22 protein-coding genes and 1 riboswitch are annotated in these 24,608 nt (G+C 70.6%); of the genes, 5 read left to right on the top strand and 17 right to left on the bottom strand.

All coding sequences use genetic code 11. The features are described from left to right. Positions 1 to 150: 150 nt before the first annotated feature. Positions 151 to 1,071 carry a LysR family transcriptional regulator gene (locus OG223_RS44450; protein WP_329261955.1) on the bottom strand — a complete coding sequence of 307 codons (921 nt, stop codon included), beginning with the start codon at positions 1,069 to 1,071 and terminating at the stop codon, positions 151 to 153. A gap of 139 nt (positions 1,072 to 1,210) precedes the next feature. Here OG223_RS44450 and OG223_RS44445 point away from each other — a divergent pair, with 139 nt between their 5' ends. Together OG223_RS44445 and OG223_RS44440 are read left to right on the top strand one after the other, a co-directional pair. Continuing rightward, the gene (locus OG223_RS44445; protein WP_329265808.1) at positions 1,211 to 1,504 is read left to right on the top strand and encodes a muconolactone Delta-isomerase family protein; all 294 of its coding nucleotides are present in this window, start codon (positions 1,211 to 1,213) and stop codon (positions 1,502 to 1,504) included. A gap of 30 nt (positions 1,505 to 1,534) precedes the next feature. Next, positions 1,535 to 2,770 (top strand): YbfB/YjiJ family MFS transporter, encoded by a 1,236-nt coding sequence (locus OG223_RS44440; protein WP_329261952.1) that lies wholly within the window; start codon positions 1,535 to 1,537, stop codon positions 2,768 to 2,770. A 516-nt stretch (positions 2,771 to 3,286) separates the two neighbouring features. On the opposite strand, the gene OG223_RS44435 is transcribed toward OG223_RS44440, so the two are convergent. The 7 genes from OG223_RS44435 to OG223_RS44405 all read right to left on the bottom strand — a co-directional run bounded on the left by OG223_RS44435 (position 3,287) and on the right by OG223_RS44405 (position 10,168). Further along, positions 3,287 to 3,895: a TetR/AcrR family transcriptional regulator gene (locus tag OG223_RS44435; protein ID WP_329261949.1), complete on the bottom strand. Its 609-nt coding sequence runs from the start codon at positions 3,893 to 3,895 to the stop codon at positions 3,287 to 3,289. Positions 3,896 to 3,922: 27 nt separating this feature from the next. Further along, positions 3,923 to 4,501, bottom strand: a complete 579-nt coding sequence (locus tag OG223_RS44430; RefSeq protein WP_329261946.1) for a GAF domain-containing protein — start codon at positions 4,499 to 4,501, stop codon at positions 3,923 to 3,925. Positions 4,502 to 4,561: 60 nt separating this feature from the next. Continuing rightward, the gene (locus OG223_RS44425; protein ID WP_329261944.1) at positions 4,562 to 5,179 is read right to left on the bottom strand and encodes a GTP-binding protein; all 618 of its coding nucleotides are present in this window, start codon (positions 5,177 to 5,179) and stop codon (positions 4,562 to 4,564) included. Beyond that, positions 5,157 to 5,528: a DUF742 domain-containing protein gene (locus OG223_RS44420; protein WP_329265807.1), complete on the bottom strand. Its 372-nt coding sequence runs from the start codon at positions 5,526 to 5,528 to the stop codon at positions 5,157 to 5,159. The genes OG223_RS44425 and OG223_RS44420 overlap by 23 nt, the downstream gene beginning before the upstream one ends. 2 nt (positions 5,529 to 5,530) lie before the next feature. After that, entirely contained in the window at positions 5,531 to 5,965 is a 435-nt protein-coding gene (locus OG223_RS44415) for a roadblock/LC7 domain-containing protein (RefSeq protein WP_019069670.1), read from the bottom strand. A 77-nt stretch (positions 5,966 to 6,042) separates the two neighbouring features. After that, positions 6,043 to 8,331 (bottom strand): ATP-binding protein, encoded by a 2,289-nt coding sequence (locus tag OG223_RS44410; protein WP_329261942.1) that lies wholly within the window; start codon positions 8,329 to 8,331, stop codon positions 6,043 to 6,045. Positions 8,332 to 8,959: 628 nt separating this feature from the next. Continuing rightward, positions 8,960 to 10,168, bottom strand: coding sequence for an MBL fold metallo-hydrolase (locus tag OG223_RS44405; RefSeq protein WP_329261938.1), 1,209 nt, complete (start codon positions 10,166 to 10,168; stop codon positions 8,960 to 8,962). 265 nt (positions 10,169 to 10,433) lie between these two features. On the opposite strand from OG223_RS44405, the gene OG223_RS44400 reads away from it, so the two are divergent. After that, complete coding sequence (locus OG223_RS44400) at positions 10,434 to 11,612, top strand: Glu/Leu/Phe/Val dehydrogenase dimerization domain-containing protein (RefSeq protein WP_329261935.1); 1,179 nt, start codon at positions 10,434 to 10,436, stop codon at positions 11,610 to 11,612. 44 nt (positions 11,613 to 11,656) lie between these two features. Next, positions 11,657 to 12,271, top strand: a complete 615-nt coding sequence (locus OG223_RS44395) for a TetR/AcrR family transcriptional regulator (RefSeq protein WP_329261932.1) — start codon at positions 11,657 to 11,659, stop codon at positions 12,269 to 12,271. Between the two features lie 574 nt (positions 12,272 to 12,845). Here OG223_RS44395 and OG223_RS44390 read toward each other — a convergent pair. From OG223_RS44390 to OG223_RS44380, 3 genes are all read right to left on the bottom strand, one after another. Beyond that, a complete protein-coding gene (locus OG223_RS44390; RefSeq protein WP_329265805.1) occupies positions 12,846 to 13,631 on the bottom strand; it encodes an SGNH/GDSL hydrolase family protein in 786 nt (261 codons plus the stop codon). A gap of 191 nt (positions 13,632 to 13,822) precedes the next feature. Continuing rightward, positions 13,823 to 14,743 (bottom strand): M23 family metallopeptidase, encoded by a 921-nt coding sequence (locus OG223_RS44385; RefSeq protein WP_329261930.1) that lies wholly within the window; start codon positions 14,741 to 14,743, stop codon positions 13,823 to 13,825. A 4-nt stretch (positions 14,744 to 14,747) separates the two neighbouring features. Further along, a riboswitch (cyclic di-AMP (ydaO/yuaA leader) is annotated at positions 14,748 to 14,910 on the bottom strand. Positions 14,911 to 15,213: 303 nt separating this feature from the next. After that, positions 15,214 to 17,286 (bottom strand): alpha-galactosidase, encoded by a 2,073-nt coding sequence (locus OG223_RS44380; RefSeq protein ID WP_329261928.1) that lies wholly within the window; start codon positions 17,284 to 17,286, stop codon positions 15,214 to 15,216. A 170-nt stretch (positions 17,287 to 17,456) separates the two neighbouring features. Between OG223_RS44380 and OG223_RS44375 the strand changes: the two genes are divergently transcribed. Beyond that, positions 17,457 to 18,254, top strand: coding sequence for a tyrosine-protein phosphatase (locus tag OG223_RS44375; RefSeq protein ID WP_329261925.1), 798 nt, complete (start codon positions 17,457 to 17,459; stop codon positions 18,252 to 18,254). An 18-nt stretch (positions 18,255 to 18,272) separates the two neighbouring features. Here OG223_RS44375 and OG223_RS44370 read toward each other — a convergent pair whose 3' ends face one another. The 6 genes from OG223_RS44370 to hpnH form a co-directional block, all read right to left on the bottom strand. Then, positions 18,273 to 18,398 carry a DUF6126 family protein gene (locus tag OG223_RS44370; RefSeq protein ID WP_043671431.1) on the bottom strand — a complete coding sequence of 42 codons (126 nt, stop codon included), beginning with the start codon at positions 18,396 to 18,398 and terminating at the stop codon, positions 18,273 to 18,275. Next, positions 18,395 to 19,027 carry a helix-turn-helix domain-containing protein gene (locus OG223_RS44365; RefSeq protein ID WP_329261920.1) on the bottom strand — a complete coding sequence of 211 codons (633 nt, stop codon included), beginning with the start codon at positions 19,025 to 19,027 and terminating at the stop codon, positions 18,395 to 18,397. Before OG223_RS44365 ends, OG223_RS44370 begins: the two co-directional genes overlap by 4 nt. A 74-nt stretch (positions 19,028 to 19,101) precedes the next feature. Then, positions 19,102 to 20,487 (bottom strand): aspartate aminotransferase family protein, encoded by a 1,386-nt coding sequence (locus tag OG223_RS44360; protein ID WP_329261917.1) that lies wholly within the window; start codon positions 20,485 to 20,487, stop codon positions 19,102 to 19,104. Beyond that, a complete protein-coding gene (gene dxs, locus OG223_RS44355; protein WP_329261915.1) occupies positions 20,484 to 22,391 on the bottom strand; it encodes a 1-deoxy-D-xylulose-5-phosphate synthase in 1,908 nt (635 codons plus the stop codon). Before dxs ends, OG223_RS44360 begins: the two co-directional genes overlap by 4 nt. A 27-nt stretch (positions 22,392 to 22,418) precedes the next feature. After that, positions 22,419 to 23,576 (bottom strand): flavodoxin-dependent (E)-4-hydroxy-3-methylbut-2-enyl-diphosphate synthase, encoded by a 1,158-nt coding sequence (ispG, locus tag OG223_RS44350; protein WP_329261912.1) that lies wholly within the window; start codon positions 23,574 to 23,576, stop codon positions 22,419 to 22,421. A 4-nt stretch (positions 23,577 to 23,580) separates the two neighbouring features. Continuing rightward, complete coding sequence (hpnH, locus tag OG223_RS44345; protein ID WP_019069695.1) at positions 23,581 to 24,603, bottom strand: adenosyl-hopene transferase HpnH; 1,023 nt, start codon at positions 24,601 to 24,603, stop codon at positions 23,581 to 23,583. Between the last annotated feature and the right edge of the window lie 5 nt (positions 24,604 to 24,608).

Below are 24,608 nucleotides of genomic sequence, written 5' to 3'. Positions count from 1 at the left end.
ACTGACGTGCTCCCGGTCGATCGTTTCTACTAGCCGACCGGTCGCCTATTGGAGAAAGTAGGTGATCCGGAGAGGTGAAGGCAAAGGTCGGAGGGGCTTTTCCCAGGACCGGAATCCTCGCTGCTGGGAGGTCCGGCCTCCCAGTCCACGTCAGCGGTGCGGGTCGCCCTCGGGCAGCCAGGCGTCGGGGGCGCGCAGTCCGAGGTCGCCGACGCCGTCGCAGAGCGCGTCCACGGCGGCGAGCACCCCGGTGCGCGTCTCGTTCTCGCGCCACACCAGCGACCAGGTCCAGTGGACGGTCGGTGCGACGATCTCGCGGCGCACCAGGTCGGGCGGCAGCGAAGTGGTCTGCCCCTTGGGCGAGTTGACGACCGGACGGCGGCTGCGGCGGACGTGGTCGAAGAACGCGGGCCCGGTGATCCCGCCGTCGGAGATGGGCACCGCATGCGCCCCGGTGTCCTGGGCGAGCCGCTCGGCGTACACGTTCCAGGACGACCAGGAATGGGTGTCGTCGTCGAGGAGGACGGAGGTGTCCCGGGCGCGCACATCGCCGGTGTCGGTGCCCGGGGCCACCGCGTACAGCCGGTCGGCGCCGAGCAGGCGGGCGCGCAGGCCGTGCCGTTTCAGGTCCTCGTCCCGTACCCAGCACACGGCGAGGTCCAGGCTGCCGTCCGCGACCCGGGCGGCCTGCGTGTGCGAGGGCGCCACCCACGCGTCGACATGCACCTGGGCCACCCCGGCGGTGCGCGAACTCAGGTCCGCGGGAAGCCAGTTGACGTAGCCGAGCCGGACCGCCTCCGAGCCCGCGAGCCGTCCGGCCCGGCGCCGGAGGTCGTCGGCCCGCTCCAGCAGGTCCCGGGTGTGCGGGAGCAGGGCGGCTCCGGCCGGGGTGAGGGAGACCGAGCGGCGGTCGCGGTCGAAGAGCCGTACGCCCAGGTCGCGCTCAAGGGCCTTGATCTGCTGGGAGAGGGAGGGTCCGGCGATCAGGAGGCGGTCGGCGGCCCGGCCGAAGTTCAGCTCCTCGGCGACGGCGACGAAGTACCTCAGTTGGCGCAGCTCCACGTCCGTCATGCTACGCGGGCCTGGGAGGCCGGCCCTCTCAGCAGGGAGCACTTCTGTCGTGGCGCCCGCGCCGGTCCCGGGCCACGATGAGGGCATGGAAGCCCGGCGTCCCTTCGTCGTGCCGGGCGGGCCCGAACGGAGCGAGGTCATGCGAGAGTTCCTGGTCGAGATCACCACCACCGTCCCCGAAGGCACGCCCAAGGACGAGGTGGACCGACGCCGAGCCGCCGAGGCCGTCCGCTCCCGGGAACTGGCCGCCACCGGCCATCTGGGGCGGCTGTGGCGCCCGGTCGGCGAACGGCGCAGCATCGGCGTGTGGCGCGCGGACGACGAGGAGCAGCTCCACGAGAAGGTGCTGGGCACGCTGCCCCTGCACGCGTGGATGACCTTCGCTGTCACCCCGCTGGAGCCGCACCCGAACGACCCCGGTTATGCGGAGTAACTCCCGCCGCACACAAGGGATTTCACCTTCATGAGCCGCGGCGCCCCGGTCCCCGCGCCCAGGGCGGACGGTGGCGTGCCGTCGCCCTGGGCGCACGTCGTACGGGTGGCCGCGGCCCTCGCGGCGGGCATGGGTGTCGGCCGCTTCGTCTACACCCCGATCCTCCCGCTGATGCACGCCCGGGCGGGGCTCTCCACCGACGCGGGCGCCCACCTGGCGACCGCCAACTACGTCGGCTATCTCCTCGGCGCCCTCGCGGGCACCCTGCTGCCCGCCCTGGTCCGCTCCCGCGCGGTCCTGCGCGGCTCGCTCGTCCTGCTGGTCGGCACCCTCGCGGCGATGCCCGCCACCCACAGCACCACGGCCTGGATGGCACTGCGCCTCCTGGCGGGCGCGGCGAGCGCGCTGATCTTCGTGGTCGCGGTCAGCTCGCTCCTCGGCCACCTGCGGGACCACCCACCGCACCTTCCCGGCTGGGGCTTCGGCGGGGTGGGCGCCGGCATCGCGCTGTCCGGACTGCTGGTCCTGGCCCTGCGCTCCGTCGCGGACTGGCGGGTCGCGTGGTGGTCCTCGGCCGCGCTCGCCACGGCCCTCGCGACCGCCGCGTGGAATCTACGGCCCGAGGTGCCGGCGGCAACCTCAACTGAAGCCCCGGCGACGCGAGTTGACCGGCGCTTCGGCGCCCTGTTCGTCGGCTACACCCTGGAGGGCGTCGGCTACATCGTCGCCGGGACCTTCCTGGTCGCCGCGATCGGCCAGAGCTCCCCCGGCCGGCTCGGCAGCGGTGCGTGGGTGCTCGTCGGGCTGGCGGCCGTACCGTCCTCCGCGCTGTGGGCGCGGCTCGGGCGCCGCTGGTCGCGGCCCGGGCTGCTGTGCGTGGCGCTGCTGATCCAGGCGGTCGGCATCGCGCTGCCCGCACTCGTCGGCGGGGTGGCGGCCGCCCTGCTCTCCGCCGTGCTGTTCGGCGCGACCTTCATCGGCGTCAGCACGCTCGCCCTGGCGACCGGCGCCGAACTGCGGTTCCCGCGCTCGGTGGCCCTGCTGACCGCCGGGTACTCCGTCGGCCAGATCCTCGGCCCTCTGACCGTCGCCCCACTCCTGCACCACGGCTACCGCCCGGCCCTGCTCCTGGCCGCCGCGGTGGTCCTCGCCGCGGCCGCGGCCGCCGCCGTCCTGCGCATCGGCTTCCCGCACCACGCGGTGGCGGTACGCCACTCCGTGCCGGACCAGGCACGACGGACCGCGCCGACCGACGCCGGCCACTGATCAGACGGCGCGAACCCCCAACAGGGCACGGCACTTGGCCCACAGAAGGCCCAGCCGCCCGGCAGTCCACACCACCGCCCCGTGGATCGACTTCCCGCACCACACCATGGCCCTACGCCACTCCGTGCCCGACCAGGACCGACGAACCACGCCCACCGACGCCGGCCACTGATCAGACGGCGCGAACCCCCAACAGGGCACGGCACTTGGCCCACAGAAGGCCCAGCCGCCCGGCAGTCCACACCACCGCCCCGTGGATCGACTTCCCGCACCACACCATGGCCCTACGCCACTCCGTGCCCGACCAGGACCGACGAACCACGCCCACCGACGCCGGCCACTGATCAGACGGCGCGAACCCCCAACAGGGCACGGCACTTGGCCCACAGAAGGCCCAGCCGCCCGGCAGTCCACACCACCGCCCCGTGGATCGACTTCCCGCACCACACCATGGCCCTACGCCACTCCGTGCCCGACCAGGACCGACGAACCACGCCCACCGACGCCGGCCACCCATCAGGCGGCGCGGGCCCCGAGCAGGGCGAGGCAGTTGCCCCAGAGGGGGCTCATGCGGCCGGTGTTGTTGTAGAGCTTCGCGAACATCACCTGGCCCTCCAACTGGGCGACGACGGAACGAGCCGCCTCCTGCGTGTCGGCCACGGTGACGTCCCCCCGGTCACGCGCCTCGCCGACGACCGCGGCGACCATCTCGACCTGGGCGTCGAAGATCTCCTGCAACCGCGCGCGAACAGCCTCGGTCCGGTTGCTCATCTCCAGGCTGAGGTTGCCGAACAGACAGCCCAGCACGGTGCCGCACCCCTGCTGCACGACATGCTGCCCGGCCTCCGTCTCCTCGAACAACTTCCGCAGCCTGTCCAGTGGTTGGGCAACACCGCTGCCTCCGCTCAGAATGCGCGTCCACTCCCGGCGCTGGTCCGCCCAGTGTTCGTCGACGACGGCCAGCGCGAGGGCCTCCTTCGACTCGTAGAAGTAGTAGAAGCTGCCCTTCGGCACCCCGGCCGCCTTGCAGATCTCGGCCACTCCGAGCGCCGAGTAACCGCGCGCCTCGAAGAGCGACCGCCCGGCGGCGAGGATCTTCTCTCCGGCGTCACTTGTCCTACCCATACGACAACTATACGACCGGTCGGCTACCTACTGTCCGCCGCCGAGCAGCTCAAGCCGGGCCACCAGCTCCGCCGCCGTCGACTTGATCGTCTCCAGCCCCGGCTTCCCCCACGGCCGCGGCTCCGTGTCGACGACGCACACGGTGCCCAGCACCATCCCCGTGGAGTCGATGAGGGGCGCCCCCAGATAGGAACGGATCCCGAACTCGTCGACGACCGGATTGCCCGCGAACCGCGGATAGTCGCAGACGTCTTCCAACACCAACGCCTTACGTCTGACCACCACATGGGGGCAGAACCCATAGTCACGCGCCAACTGCCGGCCCACCTCGGGCTTGGCGTGCTCCCCTCCCGAGACGGGCCGGGGCAGTCCCACCCCGCCCGGAGTGTGCAGACCGGCGAAGAACTGCCGGTTCTCGTCAATGAAGTTGACCATGGCGTACGGCGCCCCGGTGAGCTCGGCGAGATGGTCCGCGAAGGCGTCGAGCGCGGGGTCCGGATGCTCCCCCAGGCCCAGCCCGCGCAGCCGTCGTCTGCGTTGAGGTGCCTCCTTGTCCTCCGGCGTGAGCAGCAGACGACCGGCCGGACGCGGCGGGTCGTAGCTCATGGGCGAACTCCGTCCAGGTGGACGTACGTCATAGAGGAACTCCGTGGCGGTGTGCGGGAATCACATGTGGGCACCATGGCTCGGCGCGTGCGCCGGGGCGTGGGCGATGAGATGGCGTACGAGGGTCAGCAGGGTCTGCACGCCGGAACTGGAGATCCGCGCGTCGCAGCGGACGACCGGGATCCCGGGGTCGAGATCTATGGCGGCCCGTACCTCCTCGGGGTCGTAGCGGTAGGAGCCGTCGAACTCGTTGATCGCGACGATGAAGCCGAGGCCGCGCTGTTCGAAGAAGTCGACGGCCGCGAAGCACTCCTCCAGCCGTCGGGTGTCGGCGAGGATGACCGCGCCGAGCGCGCCTTCGGACAGCTCGTCCCACATGAACCAGAACCGCTCCTGTCCGGGAGTGCCGAACAGGTAGAGCACGTGTTCCGGGTCGAGGGTGATCCGGCCGAAGTCCATCGCCACGGTCGTCTCGACCTTGTTCTCGATGCCTTCGAGATCGTCGGTCGCGGCACTGACCGTGGTGAGCAGCTCCTCCGTGCTGAGCGGTGCGATCTCGCTCACCGCGCCGACGAAGGTCGTCTTGCCGACGCCGAAGCCGCCCGCCACCAGGATCTTCAGTGCGGTGGGGAAGGGGTCGTGGCCGCTCTCGTAGTCAGAGCTTTCGTCGTAGTCCATCGAGCACTGCCTCCAGAAGAGACCGGTCAGTGGGGTTGTGGTGGAACTCGGGTGGCTTGGTGGTCAGTGCCCCGCAGTCGACGAGGTCCGACAGCAGCACCTTGGTGACCGCGGCCGGCAGCTTCAGGTGGGCGGCGACCTCGGCCACCGAGATGGGCGCGCGGCACAGGTCGAGCGCCTGCGCGTGCTCGGGACCGAGGTAGCCGAGGGGGGTGGCGCCGGTGGCCATCACCTGCGACAGGAGGTCGAGGGCGACGGAGGGCCGGGTCCGGCCGTTGCTGACCGTGAAGGGGCGCACCAGACGTCCGGCCGCGTCGTCCAACCAAGGCCCGTCACCGGCCGTCGCCACGCTCAAGGCCTCATCGCAGGGGATTCGACGGCGTGCTGCCGGGGGGCGGTCACGAGGTAGGGGCGGACGCTCTTGACCAGCATCGCCATCTCGTAGCCGAGGACGGCCGCGTCGGCCTCGCGGCCGGCGAGCACGGCGAGACAGGTGCCGGAGCCGGCGGTGGTGACGAAGAGCAGCGTCGAGTCCAGTTCGACGACGACCTGCCGGACGTCTCCGCCGTCACCGAAGCGGACGCCCGCGCTCCGGCCGAGGGAGTACAGCCCGGAGGCCAGGGCCGCCATGTGGTCGGCGCTGTCGGGGTCGAGCCCGTGAACCGACTTCACAAGCCCGTCGCAGGAGAGCAGGACCGCGCTGGTGGTGTGCGGCACGCGCTGCACGAGGCCGCTCATCAGCCAGTCGAGATCGGATACATGGCCGGTCGGCGCATCGCTCGCCATGGTGGATCGACTCCTTGGGGTACGAAGGTCTGCGGGAGCGCTGGTGGGGGTGCCAGTGGGGGTGGGGGCGTGCGTGGTCATCCGGCTGATGCGCTCCCGTCGTGCCGGGCGGTGAGGTCGTGGTCGTGGCCGAGCACATGCGCGTGCGCTTCGGCTATGGGGGCCGCGTCCATGTGGGAGGCGAGAGTGAAACGGTCCGTGCCGGTGTGGGTACCCGGACCCACGTCTGTCTCGGCGTCCGGTGTCATGGGCTGTGCGGTGTAGCGGTGGAGTGCGGTGTCCATATAGCCGGCGCCCATGTGTGTCGCCGACATGTGCGGTTGCTCCACGGCGGACCGTTCCGGGGCGGAGCGTTCCTGGGTGGACGGTTCCGCGTGGAGCGCCTCCATGTAGAGACCGCCCGTGTGGACCTCGCCGGTGTAGACCTCACCTGTGGGCACGAACTCCAGGTGTGCCGGCTCCGGGTGTGCCGACTCCCCATGTGAAGCCTCCACCTGCGGATCCTCGCTGTGCGGCGGCTCCATGATCTGGAGCGCCTCCATATGGGGTGCCGCCGTGTCGGTCCCCTCCACCAACTCCGCCGCCTCCATGTGCTGCTGCGCCTCCGCGAGCCCGATGCCCCGCTGGAACGCGGCCATCAGGCCCGGGTCGTGGCCTGCGGGGTCCTCGGAGTCCTGGCGCGGGGCCGGGCCGTCGCGGAGTTGGGGTGCGATGTGTTCCTGGGCGCGACGCCGGGGCAGTTGGGGCGGCTTGCCCATGGTGCCGCGTACCGCTCCGCCGCGCGGGACGGGCGGTGCGGTGACGTTCTCCGCCACGGTCCCCCGGTCGTCGGGACGGATGCCGGGTACCGCCTCCGAGGGGTTGGCGCGCTCCGTGTGGGCGCCGCGCACGGGCAACGGCACCGGTCCGCCGCCGTTCTGCCCCGGTGCGGCCGACTGTGCGGAGTTCCGTCGTTGATGCCGGCCCGGTGCGCCCGACCCGCGCTGGTGCCGCCCCGCCGCACCAGGCGCCGCGGATACGCCCTGACCGGCGGCGTGTTGACCTCCCTCGGTCCCGTCCCGCGCCCCGATCTGCGGCGGAGCCTGCTGCGGTGGTACGAGCGGATGCCCCCCGCCCAAGGTGTCCTGCGGCTGCCCGGAGATGCCGGGGGCGCCCTGCGCCGTACCGCCCAACAGTGCCTGTGGCACGACGAGTACGGCCTGCACCCCGCCGTAGATGTTGGTCTGGAGGCGGACGTGGATGCCGTGGCGGCGGGCGAGCTGGGAGACCACGAACAGGCCGATGCGGCCGTCGGCCAGCAGGCTGGCGACGTTGACCTGGTCGGGGTCCGTGAGCAGGGCGTTCATCCGGCTCTGCTCACCGAGGGGCATGCCGAGGCCGCGGTCCTCGACCTCTACGGCGAGGCCCGAGGTCACGAGGTTGACGCGAAGCAGTACTTGGGTGTGCGGGGCGGAGAACACCGTGGCGTTCTCGACGAGTTCGGCCAGCAGGTGGATCACGTCGGCGACGGCGTGGCCGCGCAGGGTGCCGTCGATCGGTGGCACGAGTTTGACGCGGGAGTACTGCTCGACCTCCGCGATGGCCGAGCGCAGCACCTCGGTCATGGAGACCGGGTTGCTCCACTGCCTGCGGGAGACGGCACCGCCGAGGACCGCGAGGTTCTCGGCGTGGCGGCGGATGCGGGTGGCGAGATGGTCGACGTGGAAGAGGCCCTTGAGCAGGTCGGGGTCCTCGATCTCGTTCTCCAGCTCGTCGAGGATGGAGATCTCGCGGTGCACGAGGGACTGCAGGCGCCGGGCGAGGTTCACGAAGACCTCGACCTTCTGCTCGCTGCCCGCCTGGCTGGAGAGCTGGGAGGCCGCGACGACGGCGGTGACGGCGCCGTCGTGGGCCTGTGCCAGGTCGGCGGCGAGCAGGTCGAAGTCGTCGGCGTCCCCGGGGGGCCTGCTGCGCGGCTTGCGCTGGGGCGGGCCCTCGCCGCGGCGCAGCGCCTCGACCAGGTCGCGCAGATCGGCCTCGCCGCGTGCGCTGCTGCGGCGCAGTGCGCCGATGCGGTCGCTGACGGAACCGGCGGCACGGCCGGCGGCCACGGCGGCGATCAGGATGCCCGCGAACGTCACCGACGTGGCTCCGGCGAGGACACCCCAGAGGGTGAGGCTGGTCCGCGCTCCGGTGGAGCGGACGGTGAACAGGACGGCCGCGCTGGCGCTCAGCGCGACCGCGATGGGCGGCAGCACGGCGAGACGCAGGAGTTGGGGGCGTATGTGCGTCTCGGGCAGTGCGGGCACGGGGCGGGCGGCCGGTCGCCCGTGCCGGCCGCCCTCACGGCGGTCTGCGCGTGCGGCCGGTGCACGGAGTTGAGACATCGGCGTCCTCGTACTTGGTGCGTCGGGCCGTTGGTTCGCGCGGGGTGCGCGATTCGGGCATACGCCACAGCGGTGCCGGTCGAGAGAGCCGAAGAATTCGGCCCCACGTCGCCCGACGGACACTCACAGTAGTCGTCAACGCATCAGGTGCGGTGGGCAGTTGACAAAGTCCCACGGGCAGCGTCCCGCTCTGGTATGAGGCCTCGCACGGCAGACCGATAACCCTCGCGACCGTACGCCGAAGAAGGACAAAGAATCGATCACCCCTGATCGGAACCGGTCGTGAACGGGCGGCGGGGACTGGGGGGTTGTGCGCGGCCCGGCCCCGGACATTCGCATGGCCCACCCCTGGGGTCGGGTGGTACGGGCGATTCCCGAGGCTCCACCTCGCCCCGGGCGCACCCCAGAACATCACACACCGTGTTCATCGAGGAGAGCGCGTCGAAGGTGCTCGCGAGTCGGTTCGGTTCGATTCCGAGTCCGAGCCCGGACCCGGGCACACCAAACAGCCGCGCTCCAGCGTGCACGGGTTCCGGGTGGGCATCGGGCGCCGATGTCATGGGTCCGGTTCCGCGGCTCGCTGGAGCGCAGGGGGCATGCGGTGGGAGCGGGCGACCTCGTTACCCGCTCAGCGTTCGTTCGCGAGGTCCAGTTCCGCCGGAGTCGCCGCCGGGTTCGACTCCGGCTCCGTCTCCACCGGCTTCGGGGGCGCCCAGTGGCGGGTGATCGTCCCCCCGAAGGGCCGCCACCAAGGGGCCGTCGTCAGGTCGCCGCCGGGTTCGAACGGCTCGCCCGGCGTCGGGGTGGCCACGGCCTGGCCCACCGCTTCTCCCTCGTCCGCGGTCCACTCCCCCGGCTCCGCCCACGCGTGCAACGCCAGGTTGAAGGTCCCCCAGTGGATCGGGAGCAGCACCCCGTGCGGCTGCCCGCCCTGGAGGTCGAGGTGGGCGCGCATGCCCTCCTCGGGTGTCATGTGGATGTCGGGCCAGAACTCGCTGTACGCGCCGATCTGGATCATCGTCGCGTCGAAGGGACCGTGCGCGGCACCGATGTCCTTGAAGCCCTCGAAGTACCCGGTGTCGCCGCTGTGGTAGATCCGGTGCTCGTCACCGGCGACCACCCAGGAGGCCCAGAGCGTGTGCTGGGTGTTGCGCAGGCCGCGCCCGCAGAAGTGGCGGGCCGGGGTCGCGGTCAGGGTGAGGCCGCCGACCTTGGTCTCCTCGTGCCAGTCCAGCTCGCGCAGCCGGTCGGCGGACACGCCCCAGTGCTCCAGGTGCGCGCCGACGCCGAGCGGCACGGCGAACAGGGTGTCCGTGTCGGCCAGCGCCTTGATCGTGGGCATGTCCAGGTGGTCGTAGTGGTCGTGCGAGATGACCACGACGTCGACCGGGCCGAGCGCGGCGATCGGCAGGGGCACCGGGTGCAGCCGCTTGGGGCCGGCGAACGGGAACGGGGAGCAGCGCTCGCCCCAGACCGGGTCGAAGAGGACCCGGTGGCCGTCGATCTCCGCCAGCACGCTGGAGTGCCCCATCCAGGTCAGCCGCAGCCCGGTCGCGGCGGGCTTGGCCAGGTCGGCGAGGGTGGTGGCGTGCACCGGCAGCGTGCCGTCGGGGGCGCGGCGGGCGCGCTGCTCCTTGTCGAGGTAGGACTTCCCCATCTCGCGCATGGTGCCGCCGGACGGGCGGACGTTCGTATTGCCCCCGGGGTTCTGGAAGACCCCGTCCTTGAAGTGGGGTGATCTGCGAATGCGCGCCAGGCGCTCGCCGCTCGGGTCCGCGCCGAAGGCAGCGGGCTGCAGCGCGCGGAGCCCGGAGCTCAGCGTACGGAATCCGGTCACGATGCCTCCAGGTCGGGTCGTTCAGGCTTTCCATTATGGTCGACCCCTGTGACAACGCCGGTGCATCGGCGTCGCGGAGCCCGCTTTCCAAGGAAAGACCAAAGTTCCGCGCCGAGGGCCGACGCCGCACAGCGGGATCCGATCGTCCGTCGATTCTTTCGTCGGCTCTTTCGTCGGCTCTTCCGTTGACAGGACCCGACGGCGCTCCCGATACTGACTCGCCGTTCAGTACTCGGCCTGCCGGCCGACGCCGCGAGGAGTCCGCATGACCGCCCCCTTGATGTCGCTCACCTGGACCGACCACGTCACCGGCCGCCAGGGCTTCCTGGTCGTCGACCGGCTGGTGCGCGGGGTGTCCAGCGGCGGACTGCGGATGCGGCCGGGCTGCACGCTCGACGAGGTCGCGGGGCTCGCCCGGGGGATGACCATGAAAGAGGCGCTGCACTACGACCCGGAGGGCCGCTACGTCCCCCTGGGCGGCGCCAAGGGCGGCATCGACTGCGATCCACAGGACCCGGTGTCGTACGGCCTCCTCGTGCGCTACCTGCGCGCCATGCGGCCGTACATCGAGAGCTTCTGGACGACGGGTGAGGACCTCGGGCTGACCCAGGACCTGGTGGACCGGGCCGCCGCGGAGGCGGGGCTCGTGTCGTCGATCCAGGCCGTGTATCCGCTGCTCGACGACGAGGCGGCGGCCCGGCGGCGGCTCGCGGACGCCTTCGCGGTCGAGGTGGACGGCATCGGTCTCGACGAGCTGGTCGGCGGCTGCGGGGTCGCCGAGTCGGTGCTCGCGGCGCTGGACCGGGCGGACGTGCCGTACGCGGGGACGCGGGTCTCCGTACAGGGGCTGGGCACCATGGGCGGGGCCACGGCACGGTTCCTCGCGCGCGCGGGGCTGACGATCGTCGCCGTCGCCGACCTGAAGGGGACGATCGCGAACCCGGCCGGCCTCGACGTGGACGCGCTGCTCGCGGCCCGGGACGGGTACGGCGCCGTGGACCGCTCCGCGCTGCGCCCCGGTGACCTCGAACTCCCCGGCGAGGACTGGCTGTCCGTCGAGGCGGAGGTGCTGGTTCCGGCGGCGGTGTCGTACGCGATCGACACCACGAACCAGCAGGGAATCAGCGCCCGTTGGATCGTCGAGGCGGCCAACATGCCGGTCCTGCCGGAGGCGGAGGAACTGCTGTCCGCGCGCGGAGTCGTCGTACTGCCCGACGTGGTCGTGAACTCCGGGACGAACGCCTGGTGGTGGTGGACCCTGTTCGGCGACATCGGCGCGGACGCGGACGAGGCGTTCGCCCACACCCGGCGTTCGATGCGCGCCCTGATCGACCGGATGCTGGCCCGCGCGGAGGCCGACGGCACGACACCGCGCGCCGCCGCGCACGCCATCGTCGCGGACCGGTTGCCGGTCATCGCGGAACGGTTCGGCTGGTACCGGTGAGGCACGGGGCATCACCTTCGCGGGCCACGGAATAGGGTGACCGCGTGGCGAGAGTGCGGTTGGGCGTGGCGGAGCGGCGTGCGGAGTTGCTGCGGGCCGCCGTCGAACAGATCGAGGCGCGGGGTGTGGCGGCGGTCAGGATCGCCGACGTGGCCTCGGCGCTCGGGGTGAGCAACGCGCTGGTGCTCTATCACTTCTCGACCAAGGAGAAACTGGTCGCCGCCGCGTTCGCCTCCGCCGCCGAGGACGATCTCGCGCATCTGCGCAAGCTCCTCGGCCGCCGCACGACCGCGCTGCGCCGGCTGCGGGCCGCGCTGCGCTGGTACGCGCCGACCGGGCAGGCCAAGGGCTGGCGGCTGTGGATCGAGGGCTGGGCGGCGGCGCTGCGTGAACCCGCCCTCCTGGACGTCACCCGCGATCTCGACCGGCAGTGGAAGCAGGCGCTCGCGGAGGTCGTCGCCGAGGGGGTGGCCGCGGGCGAGTTCCACTGCCCGGACCCGGCCACCACCGCCCTGCGCCTCACGGCCCTCCTCGACGGGCTCGCCGTACAGATGACGGCGTACGCGGGAGCGGTGTCGCGGGCGCGCGCCCTGGAGTGGGTCGACGAGGCCCTCGCCCGCGAACTGGGCCTGGACCGGGCCGCGTTGACGGCGCCCTGAGCCGCCTCTCCGCAGACGTTCGGTCGAGATCGCGGACCGTGGTGCTCGTGACCGCGACACGGATCTCGCCGGGAGCGGCCGGCACCCTCGAGGCGACTGCCACGGGCAAGTCCGCGGGACTTGGCGACGGTCTCGACTCCGGCGCCGATCACCGCGAGGCCGGGTTATACCGTCGCGCCGCCCACGACGGTGACCGTGACGGGGCTGGGCGCGATGCGGTCGCGAAGGTCGCGACCCACGACCGCCGGTCGGCCGCCGACGGGAACGCGGCCGACGCCGGGGGCCTACGGCGAGGAGGTCGGCGACGAGCACGGCGTGGCGCCGGGCAACGGCGCGGCCACGCGCGCGTGCGGACCGGCAGCGCGGCCCATGGGTCGGCATGCCGGTGCGGCCACGGGTGCGCGCGGACCTGGTCAGGCGCACGTGGACCTGCGGGCCGATACGGGCAAGCGGACAGGTGCGGGCATGCGGATGGGGTCATTCCGGCAGCCGGGGTCAGTTCGGGGTCACGTCAACACCCCGGTCCGTCCACCGCCGTTCACCACTGCGGCCCTCCCACGAGCCCTACGCCCCGTCAAGCCACCCAATCGATCCGCATCTTGATGTCGTCCGGCGACAACGCGCCCTTCGCCTCCACATGGTCCCCGGAGGACTCGCCCCGCAGCCGACGGCCGATCCACGGCACCAGGTACTCGCGCGCCCAGTGGACGTCGTCGCGCCGGATGTCGAGCGTGCCGCGCGGCGGCAGCGGCGGCCAGGGCTGGTCCGGGTCGGCCGGGATCTCGACGCCGAGGACCTGACCGGCGCGGAGCGCCACGCGCGTGTGCCCCTCGGGAGAGAGGTGGAGCCGGTCGCCGTCCCACGCCCGCCGGTCCTGGATCGTCTTCAGCGACCACAGGTCGAGCACCGGGCAGCCGTAGCGGTCGGCGATGGCCCGCACATGTCCGTTGTAGGTGGCGATCTTGCCGCGCAGATGCTTGAGCACCGGCACGTTGCGGGTGTCGAACCCGGTCGTCACCATGACGGTGCCGACGGCGGCGGTGAGGTCGGCGACCGCGCGCTCGAAGCGCTCGGCGACCTCGTCGGGGTCGGTGCCGGGACGGATGATGTCGTTGCCGCCGGCACAGAAGGAGACCAGGTCGGGGCCGATCTCCTTGGCCCTGGTGAGCTGGTCCGCCACGATCTGGTCGAGCAGCTTCCCGCGTACCGCGAGGTTGGTGTATCCGAAGTCGCCCTCGGGCCGCCGATCCGCGAGCAGTACCGCGAACCGGTCGGCCCAGCCGACCATCGCCCCGTCGGGCCCTGGGTCGCCGACGCCCTCGGTGAAGCTGTCCCCCACCGCCACGTACGACCCGATCACTGATCTGTTGTCACTCTTCGAATCGTTAGCCACGGCAACCATAATTAACCCTGGACTGTGACCTACGCGATCGTATTTAGGGGTTGACGGGCGGTGAGATAAGCCACTTGTAAAGGGTTGTCCAAAGTCGGAATAAGCCTCTGATCAGGGGCGTTGACCCCGGGAACTGCCCTGCGCCGGGCTCCGAGAGGTCAGCCGACGGTGACGCCGTGCGAGCGGAGGTAGGCGACCGGGTCCACGTCCGAGCCGTAGTACGGCGTGGTCCGGATCTCGAAGTGCAGGTGCGGACCGGTCACGTTGCCGGTCGCGCCGGAGAGGCCGATCTGCTGGCCCTCGGTCACGGTCTGGCCGGCCGAGACGGACAGTTGCGACATGTGGGCGTACTGCGAGTACTCGCCGTCCGCGTGCCGGATGACGACCTCGTTGCCGTAGGCGCCGTCGTAGGCCGCCGAGACGACCGTGCCCGCGGCGACCGCCTTGACGGTGGTGCCGGTCGGGACGACGAAGTCGACGCCGGTGTGGTAGCCGCTGGACCACATGCTGCCCGCGACGTGATAGCCGGTGCCGATCGTGCCACCGGTCACGGGGAGGGTGTAGCCGCTGGAGGTGCTGGTGCTGTCGTCGCTCTGGGTGGCGGTCGTCTTCTTCGACGAAGAGGACGAGGACGAGGAGGACGAACCGGACGACTTGGTCGTGCTCGCACCCGTGCCCGTGCTCGTGCCCGTCGTGGCCTTCTTGCCGAGGGAGAGCTTGAGGCCCGGGTGGATCATCGAGGGGTCGGCGCCGATGGCCTCGCGGTTGTCCTGGTAGATCTTCTTCCAGCCGCCGGTGACGTCCTGCTCGTCGGCGATCTTCGCGAGCCAGTCGCCCGCCTTCACCGAATACGTCTTGACGCCCTCGGCCTTGGCGGTCGCCGCCTTCTGCGTCACCGTCTTCTCGGTTGCCGGAACCGACTGAACGGCCTTTTCCGGAGCGGAGGTCGAAGTGGCTGCATGGGCGCCGGTGGCCCCCATGAGCGGAAGCGCGAGTGCCGCGCCGCCCGTTCCGGCCACGGCTATCGAGCGGGAGAAGCGCTGGGACTTCGGGCGGCGGTGCTTACCCTTCGCGGGCATGACGAATTCCTCTCCGGCGCCTGCGAGGTGAGCTGTCGGGTGCGGGCTGGAGATGCCCGGCCGCGCGCTGGTCGCGGCTAAACCCCAAGCCCGTTCCGGAGACCGGAACAGGCGTCTTACCTGTGGGTCCCCCGCTCCTGCCGCATACGGGTGGGTGTGTGCGGAGTCCGGGCGGCGGCAGGATTGGGCGTCCGTCCGGATTGGTGGCGAACGTAAGCGAGGAAGACGCAAAGGGACAAGCAGGAGGTTCCACGGATTTGCGTTCCTTGTGGTCCCCTGTGGGAATTCACAGTCACCCTCCGTGAATTCCCACCGGACTCAACCCCTCAATTCCCCTGCAAAAGCACGCCAATTACGTGAACATGACCAGCGACGTACGGTCACGAATATGACGCTGCTCACGTGCGTTCCCCTCAGGTTCCTTTATTCCAGAGCGAGTTGGCACGAAGGCTGCAATTAGGACAGAAGACTCAGATGCGACGCAGTCGGATAACCGTCGCATCGAGGTCACCGCGCAGCCCGGTGCGCAGCCCGTGGTGCAACAGGACCGCACCCCGGTGGACTTCACCCGTTTCGAGGCATTCGTACGACGCCGTCGGGTCGAGCCCGCGCAGCCGGAGCGCCGGCAGGGGCTCGCCGTAGTGCTGCGCCTGGAGCAGGGCGAGGACGACGGTCTCCTCGCCGCGCACGTACTGCACGGCGCTCAGTCCGCCGCTCGGCGGGCGCAGCCGGTGGAGGTCGCCGTGCTGCACGAGCGGCCGGATCTCCTTGTAGAGGTCCACCCAGCGGCGGGCCTCGGCGAGGTCCTCCTGGGTCCACTCCGAGAGGTCGCCGCCCACCCCGAGCACCCCGGCCATGGAGCTCACGAACCGGAAACGCAGGCTGCTGACCCGGTCGTTGAGCTGGGTGTTGGGGCTGTCGGTGACCCAGGCGGCCATCACGCGCGCGGGGTGGATCTGGCTGAAGCCGTGCTGGATGGCGAGCCGGTCGAGCGGGTCGGTGTTGTCCGAGGTCCACACCTGGTCGGTGCGGCTCATGATGCCGAGGTCGATCCGGCCGCCACCGCCCGAGCAGGACTCGAAGGCGACACCGGGGTGCGCCTCCCGCAACCGGTCCAACAGGGCGTACAGGGCCCGCACATGGTCGACCCAGAGCCGCTGCGGGTAGGCGTCACCCGGCCAGCCCGCGTCGGTGAAGCAGCGGTTGAAGTCCCACTTCACATAGTCGATCGGGGCACTGGAGAGCAGCCCGTCGAGTTGCTCCCAGAGGTACTCCTGGACGTCCTCACGGGCCAGGTTGAGGACGAGCTGATTGCGGAACTCCGTCCGCTTTCGTCCCGGTTGGAACTGCACCCAGTCGGGGTGCGCGCGGTACAGGTCGCTGTCCGGGTTGATCATCTCGGGCTCGACCCAGATGCCGAACTGCATGCCCAGGGCGTGGACGCGGTCGGCGAGCGGCTTGAGACCCGCCGGAAAACGGTCCGGGTTGGGGGTCCAGTCACCGAGCCCGGCACGGTCGCTGGTGCGGGCGCCGAACCAGCCGTCGTCGACCACGAACAGCTCGACCCCGACCGCCGCCGCCCGCTGCGCGAGCACCTCCTGCTGCTCCTCGGAGATGTCGAACTGGGTGGCCTCCCAGGAGTTGTAGAGCACCGGCCGGTCCCGGTCCGCGTCCGGGATGACGTACGTCCGCTGGTACGTGTGCCAGGTGCGGCTGGCGCCGCCGTAGCCGCCGTCGCTCCACAGGCCGGCGAAGACGGGGGTCGTGAAGGACTCCCCCGCTTCCAGGAGCAGCAGCCCGGAGTCGTCGTACCCGGCGCCGCCGGTGATCTGCACGCGCGCGTCCGGGAGTTGGGCCACGGCCAGCCGCCAGGACCCCGACCAGCCGAGGGCACAGCCGTAGACCTCGCCGCGCTCCTCGGTGGCGTCGATGTCGAGGGCCACCCAGGGCAGATGCTGATGCCCGGTGTGGCCGCGCCGGCTGCCGATGACCTTCTCACCGTAGGTGAGCTCGGAACGCACCAGCCGCGACTCGGCGGCCCACCGCCCGTGCAACTGCGACAGCCGCCACCCCTCACGCTCGGGCAGCGTCCACACGGCGGAGTCGGCGCGCAGCAGCTCCAAGGGCTCGTCCCCGTCGTTGTCGAGGCTCGTCCAGCGCTCCACGACGTCGCCGCGCGTCCGGTAGTGCAGCGTGATCGCCAGTCCGCCGTCCCGGAAGCGGAGCCGCAGCTCGTCGCCCTCGGTGTCGTACCGCTCGAAGGACCATTCCGTGCCGCGGCGCTCGGAGGTGCGCACGGACAGGGCGGGCCGGGCGAAGCGGGGGCCGCCCTCGACGGGGTACTCCTCGCGTCCGTCGAGCGGGGACTCGAAGGAGGAGCCGGAGGGCAGCGGGCGGGCGGCGAGCTCCTCGGCGTCGGCGAGTCCGATCGCGGGGCCCCAGTGCAGGTGGAGCAGCTCGTCGTGCTCGGTGAGATGGACGGCGTAGCTGCTTGTGGGGCCCGACAGCACCCACGTCCGGCCGTTCTCGGCGATCTCCAGCATCAGGTTCCTCACAGATTCGAACAAGTCCGCTCAAGCGCCAACATCATCAACGTCGGAGGGGCTGCTAGGCAACGCCTGTGGACAACTCATTGCCTCGGGAATCGATGTCGTATCGTCGAGAACGTGCCCGCCGGTGAGCCGCGCCGTCGGGCCGAGTGGGAGGAGTCCTCGTGACGCAGCAGATTCCGTCGACCGAGCCGGAGTTGTCCGGAGTGCGCAATTTCCGGGACGTGGGCGGACTTCCGACGGCGGACGGACGGCGAGTGCGGCACGGGGTGTTGTTCCGCAGCGGCCATCTCGCGCACGCGACCGAGGAGGACGCCGCGTTCCTCGACTCGCTGGGTCTGCACACGATCTTCGACTTCCGCAACGCGTCGGACCAGAAGCTGGAGGGTCCCGACGTCGAGCTGCCCGGCGTGCGCAATGTGAACCTGCCGCTGAGCGACCCGGCGGACGGCTCCGAGTTCTGGAAGATGGTCCGCGACGGCGAGATCGAGCAGTTGCGCGAGATCCTCGGCGGCGACAAGGGCGCGAACCGGATGATCGCCTCGTACCGCACGATCGTCAAGGAGCGCACCGCCGAGCACTCCCAGGTGCTGCGCTCGCTCGCCGAGGACAGTGTTCCCGCGCTGATGCACTGCGCGGCGGGCAAGGACCGCGCGGGCCTGTCGATAGCCGTGACGCTGCTCGCCCTGGGCGTGGAGCGCGAGGCGATCGTGACCGACTACCTGGAGTCGAACGCGAAGCACCGCCGCTACCAGGTGCGCCGCAGCAGCTCCTCCGCCGCCGGCTACTCCCCCGAGGTGATGGAGCTCCTCGGCCCCCTCTTCGACGCCCGCGCCGAGTATCTGACGGCGGCCTTCGAGACCGCCGAGGAGACCTGGGGCAGTGTCGACGCCTATCTGGAGCAGGGTCTGGGGATCACCCCTGAGATCCGGGAGCGGCTGCGCGAGCGCCTGCTCGACTGAACGCGCGGCTTCGGCGGGCTACTTGGCGCCCACGGAGAACAGCAGGTAGATGAAGGCCGCGAAGAGGTGGCCGACTGCGATGTAGATGATGAGCCGTACCCACAGGGCGCGGGGGAACTTGTCCTCGATGTTGTTGCCGCTCATGGCGTCTCTCCGGTGATCGGGCCCAGGCACAGGGCGGCCGTGGGGCTCTGCAGCAGGGTGTGGACGAACAGGACCTCGACGCCGGACTCGTCGGCGGCGGCGAGCCGGTGCGGGGTGAGCGAGTCGAAGTGGGCGCTGTCGCCCGGCCCGAGGAGGTGCGCGGTGTCGCCGAGGCGCAGCCGCAGCCGGCCCTTGAGGACGTAGAGCCACTCCTCGCCGGGGTGCACGCGCACGATGTCGCCCTGCGAGCCGTGCGGGATGCGGACGCGCAGCGACTGCATCCCGCGGCCGTGGGCGCCGGCCTGCCAGTACGTCCAGCCGCCGGCGTGGGTCGGTTCCATGTCGGCGGCTCGTACGACGGCTTCCCGGTCGGTGACCGTCTCACCGAGCAGATCCGAGACTGTCGTACCGTAGATACGGGCCAGCGCGAGCAGCATCGGCAGCGAGGGCTGGCGCTGCCCGGTCTCCAGTCGGGAGAGATGGGCGGGCGAGAGTCCGGCCGAGCGGGCGGCTGCCTCCAGGGTGAGGGAGGCGCGGCGGCGCAGGGCGCGGAGCTGCGGGGCGACGGTGGCCGGCAGGTCGTCGGCCGGTCCGGCCGACGGTTCCGGCTCTGTCTCGGGAGAGCTCATGCTCTCCATTCAGCCGCAGGATTGCCTCTGCGGCAAATTTCTTGCCACAGAGGCAAAAGCCCCGTCCTGACGGCTCAGCGGTTGGCCACCGCCTGCTTGACGAGCGTCCGGCTGAAGTCCCACATCAGCCCGCCGCCACTGTGCGCGTCGTCCATCACGGCCGTGAAGGCGTCCACGAACCGGTCCACCTCGCGCTCCCCGATGATCAGCGGCGGGATCAGCTTGATGACCTCCAGGTGGTCGCCGGAGACCTGGGTGAGGATGCGGTGCCGCTGGAGCAGCGGTACGACCACCATCTGCGCGAACAGTCCCTTGCGCGCGGCCTGCAGCATGGTCCAACGGCTGCGCAGCTTCAGCGACTTGGGCTTCCCGAACTCGATGCCGATCATCAGGCCCCGGCCGCGGACATCGGCGAGCAGCTCGTACTTGTCGACCAGCGCGGCGAGCCGGGTCCTCAACTGGTCCCCCGTGGCACGGGCGTTGGCCACGATCTGCTCGTTCTCCATGACGGACAGCACCGCGAGGCCTGCCGCCATGGCCTGGGCGTTGGACCCGAAGCTCGCCGAGTGGACCAGCACCCGGTCCATGGACGAGTAGACCTTCTTGAAGATCCAGTCCTTGCCGAGGGTCGCGCCGACCGGCACATAGCCGCCGGACAGCGCCTTGGCCACACACACCAAGTCCGGTTCCACGCCGTCCTCGTGCTGGTAGGCGTAGAAGTCGCCGGTACGGCCCAGACCGGTCTGCACCTCGTCGGCGATGAGCAACGCCTTGTGCCGGCGCAGGAGTTCCTGCGCCGCGCGCAGATAGCCGGGCGGCGCCTCGTGCACACCCTTGCCCTGGATCGGCTCGACGACGAGGGCGGCGACGTCGCCCTTCTTCAACTCCCGTGCCAGGGCGTCGAGATCGCCGAGCGGCACGGCGGTGTCGGGCAGCAGCGGGGCGAAGCCGTCCCGGAAGCCGTCCTCGCCGTTGACCGAGAGTGAGCCGGTGGTCAGGCCGTGGAAGGCGTGGTCGCAGTACAGGACGCGCGGCTTCCCGGTGGCGTACCGGGCGAACTTGAGCGCGGTCTCGACCGCCTCCGTACCGCTGTTGCCGAAGAACACCCGGTCCAGGTGCGGACTGTGGGTGAGGAGCTTCTCGGCGAGCAGGCCGGGCAGCGGCTGGCAGTCGAAGCGGGTGAGGTCGGCGAGCTGGGCGTCCAGGACATCGTGCACCGCCTTGCGGACGACGGGGTGGTGGCGGCCCAGGCCCATCACCCCGAACCCGGCGAGCATGTCCAGGTAGTCGTTGCCGTCCGCGTCCCAGAAGTAGGCGCCCTCGCCCCGCTCGTAGACCTTGTCGAAGCCGATGGTGTGCAGCATGCGCGGGAGCTGGTGGTTGAGGTACTTGGTGTGCAGCTCGTAGCGCTCGGCTCCGCGCTCGGCCAAGAGCGCGGTGAGATCGAACTCCTTGGTCATTCGGGTTTCTCCTTGGCTGTGCCGGCGTTCGCGTCCTTGACCGCCAGGCTTGCGCTGATCCGTCCGGCGACCTCGACGGGTGTGAGGCCGATGTCGGCGAGCACCTCGCCGCGTTTGGCGTGCGCGAGGAACTGCTCCGGGATGCCGAACCGCCGTACGGGCACGTCGACTTCGGCGTCCCCGAGGGCCAGCGCCACGGCGGCGCCGACGCCGGAGGCGCGGCTGTTGTCCTCGACGACGGCCACGAGGCGGTGTTCGGCGGCGAGGCCGGGGAGCGCCGGGTCGACGGGCTTGACCCAACGGGGGTCCACGACCGTGCAGTTGATGCCGCGCGCTTCGAGGAGTTCGGCGGCCTGGAGGCAGACGGGTGCCATCACTCCTACGGCGACGAGCAGCACCTCGGGTGTCCCCGCGCCCCGGTGCAGGACGTCGAGGCCGCCCACACGGTCGATCGCGGGGATCTCCGGTCCGACCGACTCCTTCGGGAAGCGGACGAGGGTCGGCGCGTCGTCGACGGCGACCGCCTCCCGCAACTGGGCGCGGAGTTGGTCGGCGTCGCGCGGGGCGGCGATCCGCAGGCCGGGCACGACCTGGAGGATGGACATGTCCCACATGCCGTTGTGTGACGCTCCGTCAACTCCCGTGACCCCGGCACGGTCCAGGACGAACGTCACCCCGCAGCGGTGCAGCGCCACGTCCATGAGGAGCTGGTCGAAGGCGCGGTTGAGGAAAGTGGCGTAGACGGCGACGACGGGATGCAGTCCGCCGGTCGCGAGGCCCGCCGCCGACACGGCCGCGTGCTGTTCGGCGATGCCGACGTCCCAGACCCGGTCGGGGAACTTCGCGGCGAACTTGCCGAGGCCGACCGGGTGCAGCATGGCCGCCGTGATGGCCACGACGTCGTCCCGCTCTTCCCCGATGCGCAGGATCTCGTCGCCGAACACGCTGGTCCAGGAAGGGCCGTTGGAGGGCACGAGCGGTGCGCAGGTGAGCGGGTCCATCACGCCGACGGTGTGGAAGTGGTCCTCCTCGTGGGCGAGGGCGGGTTCGTAGCCGCGCCCCTTCTCCGTGAGGCAGTGGACGAGGACCGGGCCGTGGAAGCGTTTCGCACGGCGCAGCGCGGACTCGACGGCGCCGATGTCGTGTCCGTCGATCGGGCCGACGTACTTGAGGCCCAGGTCCTCGAACATGCCCTGCGGGGCGAACGCGTCCTTGAACCCCTTTTTCGCGCCGTGCAGCGACTCGTAGACCGTGTTGCCGACAACCGGGGTGCGCAGCAGGACCTCCTTGCCCCAGGCGAGGACCTTCTCGTAGCCGTCGGTCGTGCGCAGGGTGGCCAGATGGTTGGCGAGGCCGCCGATGGTGGGCGAGTAGGAGCGCTCGTTGTCGTTGACGACGATGATCAGCGGGCGGTCCTTGGCGGCGGCGATGTTGTTCAGCGCCTCCCAGGCCATGCCGCCGGTGAGCGCGCCGTCGCCGATGACCGCGACGACATGGCCCTTCTTGCCCTGCACCTGGCGGGCCTTGGCGAGTCCGTCGGCCCAGCCGAGCGCGGTGGAGGCGTGGCTGTTCTCGACGATGTCGTGCTCGGACTCCTCGCGGGAGGGGTAGCCGGACAGGCCGCCCTTGCCGCGCAGTTTCGAGAAGTCCTGACGGCCCGTCAGAAGCTTGTGGACATAGCTCTGGTGGCCCGTGTCCCAGACGATGCGGTCGACCGGTGACTCGAAGACCCGGTGGAGCGCGATGGTCAGTTCCACGACACCCAGGTTGGGCCCGAGGTGGCCGCCGGTTCTGGCCACCGCGTGGACCAGGAACTCCCTTATCTCTTCGGACAGTTCGCCGAGTTCCGCCTCGGACAGCGACTTCAGGTCGCGTGGTTGCCGGATGCTCTCCAGAATCGTCACGTCGGGCCCCCTTCGGTCCGTGCTGTTTCAGCTCACGGTGACGGCCGGTTCCCCCGCCGCGACGCCGTCCTGCTCCATCTGCTCGGCGATCTTCATCGCCTCCTCGATGAGGGTCTCCACGATCTTCGACTCGGGCACGGTCTTGATGACCTCGCCCTTGACGAAGATCTGGCCCTTGCCGTTGCCGGAGGCGACCCCCAGGTCCGCCTCCCGCGCCTCGCCGGGTCCGTTGACGACGCAGCCCATGACCGCGACGCGCAACGGCACCTCCATGCCCTCAAGCCCGGCCGTGACCTCGTCGGCGAGCTTGTAGACGTCCACCTGGGCGCGCCCGCAGGACGGGCACGACACGATCTCCAGCCGGCGGGGCTTGAGGTTCAGCGACTCCAGGATCTGGAGGCCGACCTTGACCTCCTCGACCGGCGGGGCGGACAACGACACCCGGATCGTGTCGCCGATGCCCTCGCTGAGCAGCGCCCCGAAGGCGACCGCCGACTTGATCGTGCCCTGGAAGGCGGGACCGGCCTCGGTGACCCCGAGGTGCAGCGGGTAGTCGCTCTGCGCGGCCAGCAGCCGGTAGGCGTTGACCATCACCACGGGGTCGTTGTGCTTCACCGAGATCTTGATGTCGCCGAAGCCGTGCTCCTCGAAGAGCGAGGCCTCCCACAGGGCCGACTCGACGAGCGCCTCGGGCGTCGCCTTGCCGTACTTCTGGAGCAACCGCCTGTCCAGAGAACCGGCGTTGACCCCGATCCGGATCGGCGTGCCGTGGTCCTTGGCGGCCCGCGCGATCTCCTTGACCTTGTCGTCGAACTGCTTGATGTTGCCGGGATTGACGCGAACTGCCGCGCAGCCGGCCTCGATTGCGGCGAAAACGTACTTCGGCTGGAAGTGGATGTCCGCGATGACCGGGATCTGCGACTTGCGGGCGATGGTGGCCAGCGCGTCCGCGTCGTCCTGCGTGGGGCAGGCGACGCGGACGATCTGGCAGCCGGACGCGGTGAGTTCGGCGATCTGCTGGAGGGTGGCGCCGATGTCCGACGTACGGGTCGTGGTCATCGACTGGACCGAGACGGGGGCCCCGCCCCCGACCGCCACCGGCCCGACCTCGATGCGTCGCGACACACGTCGCTCGGCGATCGGCCGGACCGGCATCTCGGGGACGCCCAGGGCTACTGCGGTCATGACGTCAGTCGCGGTTTCCGGCGACGGTCTCGCGCATGGCCCGCAGGGACTCCTTGAGGGAGCCCATGGTGGCGAGGACGGCGGTGGGCTCGTAGCCGCAGTGCGCCATGCAGTTGGCGCAGCGCGGGTCCTTGCCGCGGCCGTACTTGTCCCAGTCGGTCTCCTCGATCAGCTCCCGGTACGTGGGCACGTACCCGTCGCTCATCAGGTAGCAGGGGCGCTGCCAGCCGAAGAGCGAGTAGTTCGGGATCGCCCAGGCCGTGCACGGGAAGTCGACCTTGCCCTCCAGGAAGTCCAGGAAGAGCGGGGAGTGGTTGAGCCGCCACTTCCTGCGGTTGCCGCCCGCGAAGGCCTTCTTGAACAGCTCGTGGGTCTGCGCGACGCCCAGGAAGTGCTCCTGGTCGGGCGCCTTCTCGTAGGCGTAGGCGGGCGAGATCATCATCTCGTCGACCTTGATGTCGTCGTTGAGGAAGTTGAGGACCTCGATGATGGTCTGCGGGGTGTCCGTGTTGAAGAAGGTCGAGTTGGTGGTGACCCGGAAGCCGCGCTTCTTGGCCTCCTTCATCGCCTCCACGGCCTCGTCGAACACGCCCTCCTTCGCCACGGACTCGTCGTGCCGCTCGCGCAGCCCGTCGATGTGCACGGCGAAGGCGAAGTACGGGGAGGGCTTGAACTTGTCGAGCTTCTTGCGCAGCAGCATGGCGTTGGTGCAGAGGAAGACGTACTTCTTCTTCGCCACCAACTGCCGCACGATCTCGTCGATCTGAGGGTGCATCAGGGGCTCGCCGCCCGCGATGGACACCATCGGCGCACCGGATTCGAGCACCGCCCCGACGGCCTGCGCCACCGGCATGCGCTGCTTGAGCACGCCCGCCGGGTGCTGGATCTTGCCGCAGCCCTCGCACTTCAGGTTGCACGCGAAGAGCGGTTCCAGCTCCACGATCAGGGGGAACTTGTCCCGCTTGCGGAGCTTCTGTTCAGCCAAGTATGTAGCGACCTTGATTGTCTGGCGCAGCGGCATGGCCATCTGGC

Origin of the sequence: Streptomyces sp. NBC_01478 (assembly GCF_036227225.1) — a bacterium.
In the GTDB taxonomy this organism is placed as follows: Bacteria; Actinomycetota; Actinomycetes; order Streptomycetales; family Streptomycetaceae; genus Streptomyces.
This window is presented reverse-complemented; position numbering and strand designations above follow the sequence as displayed.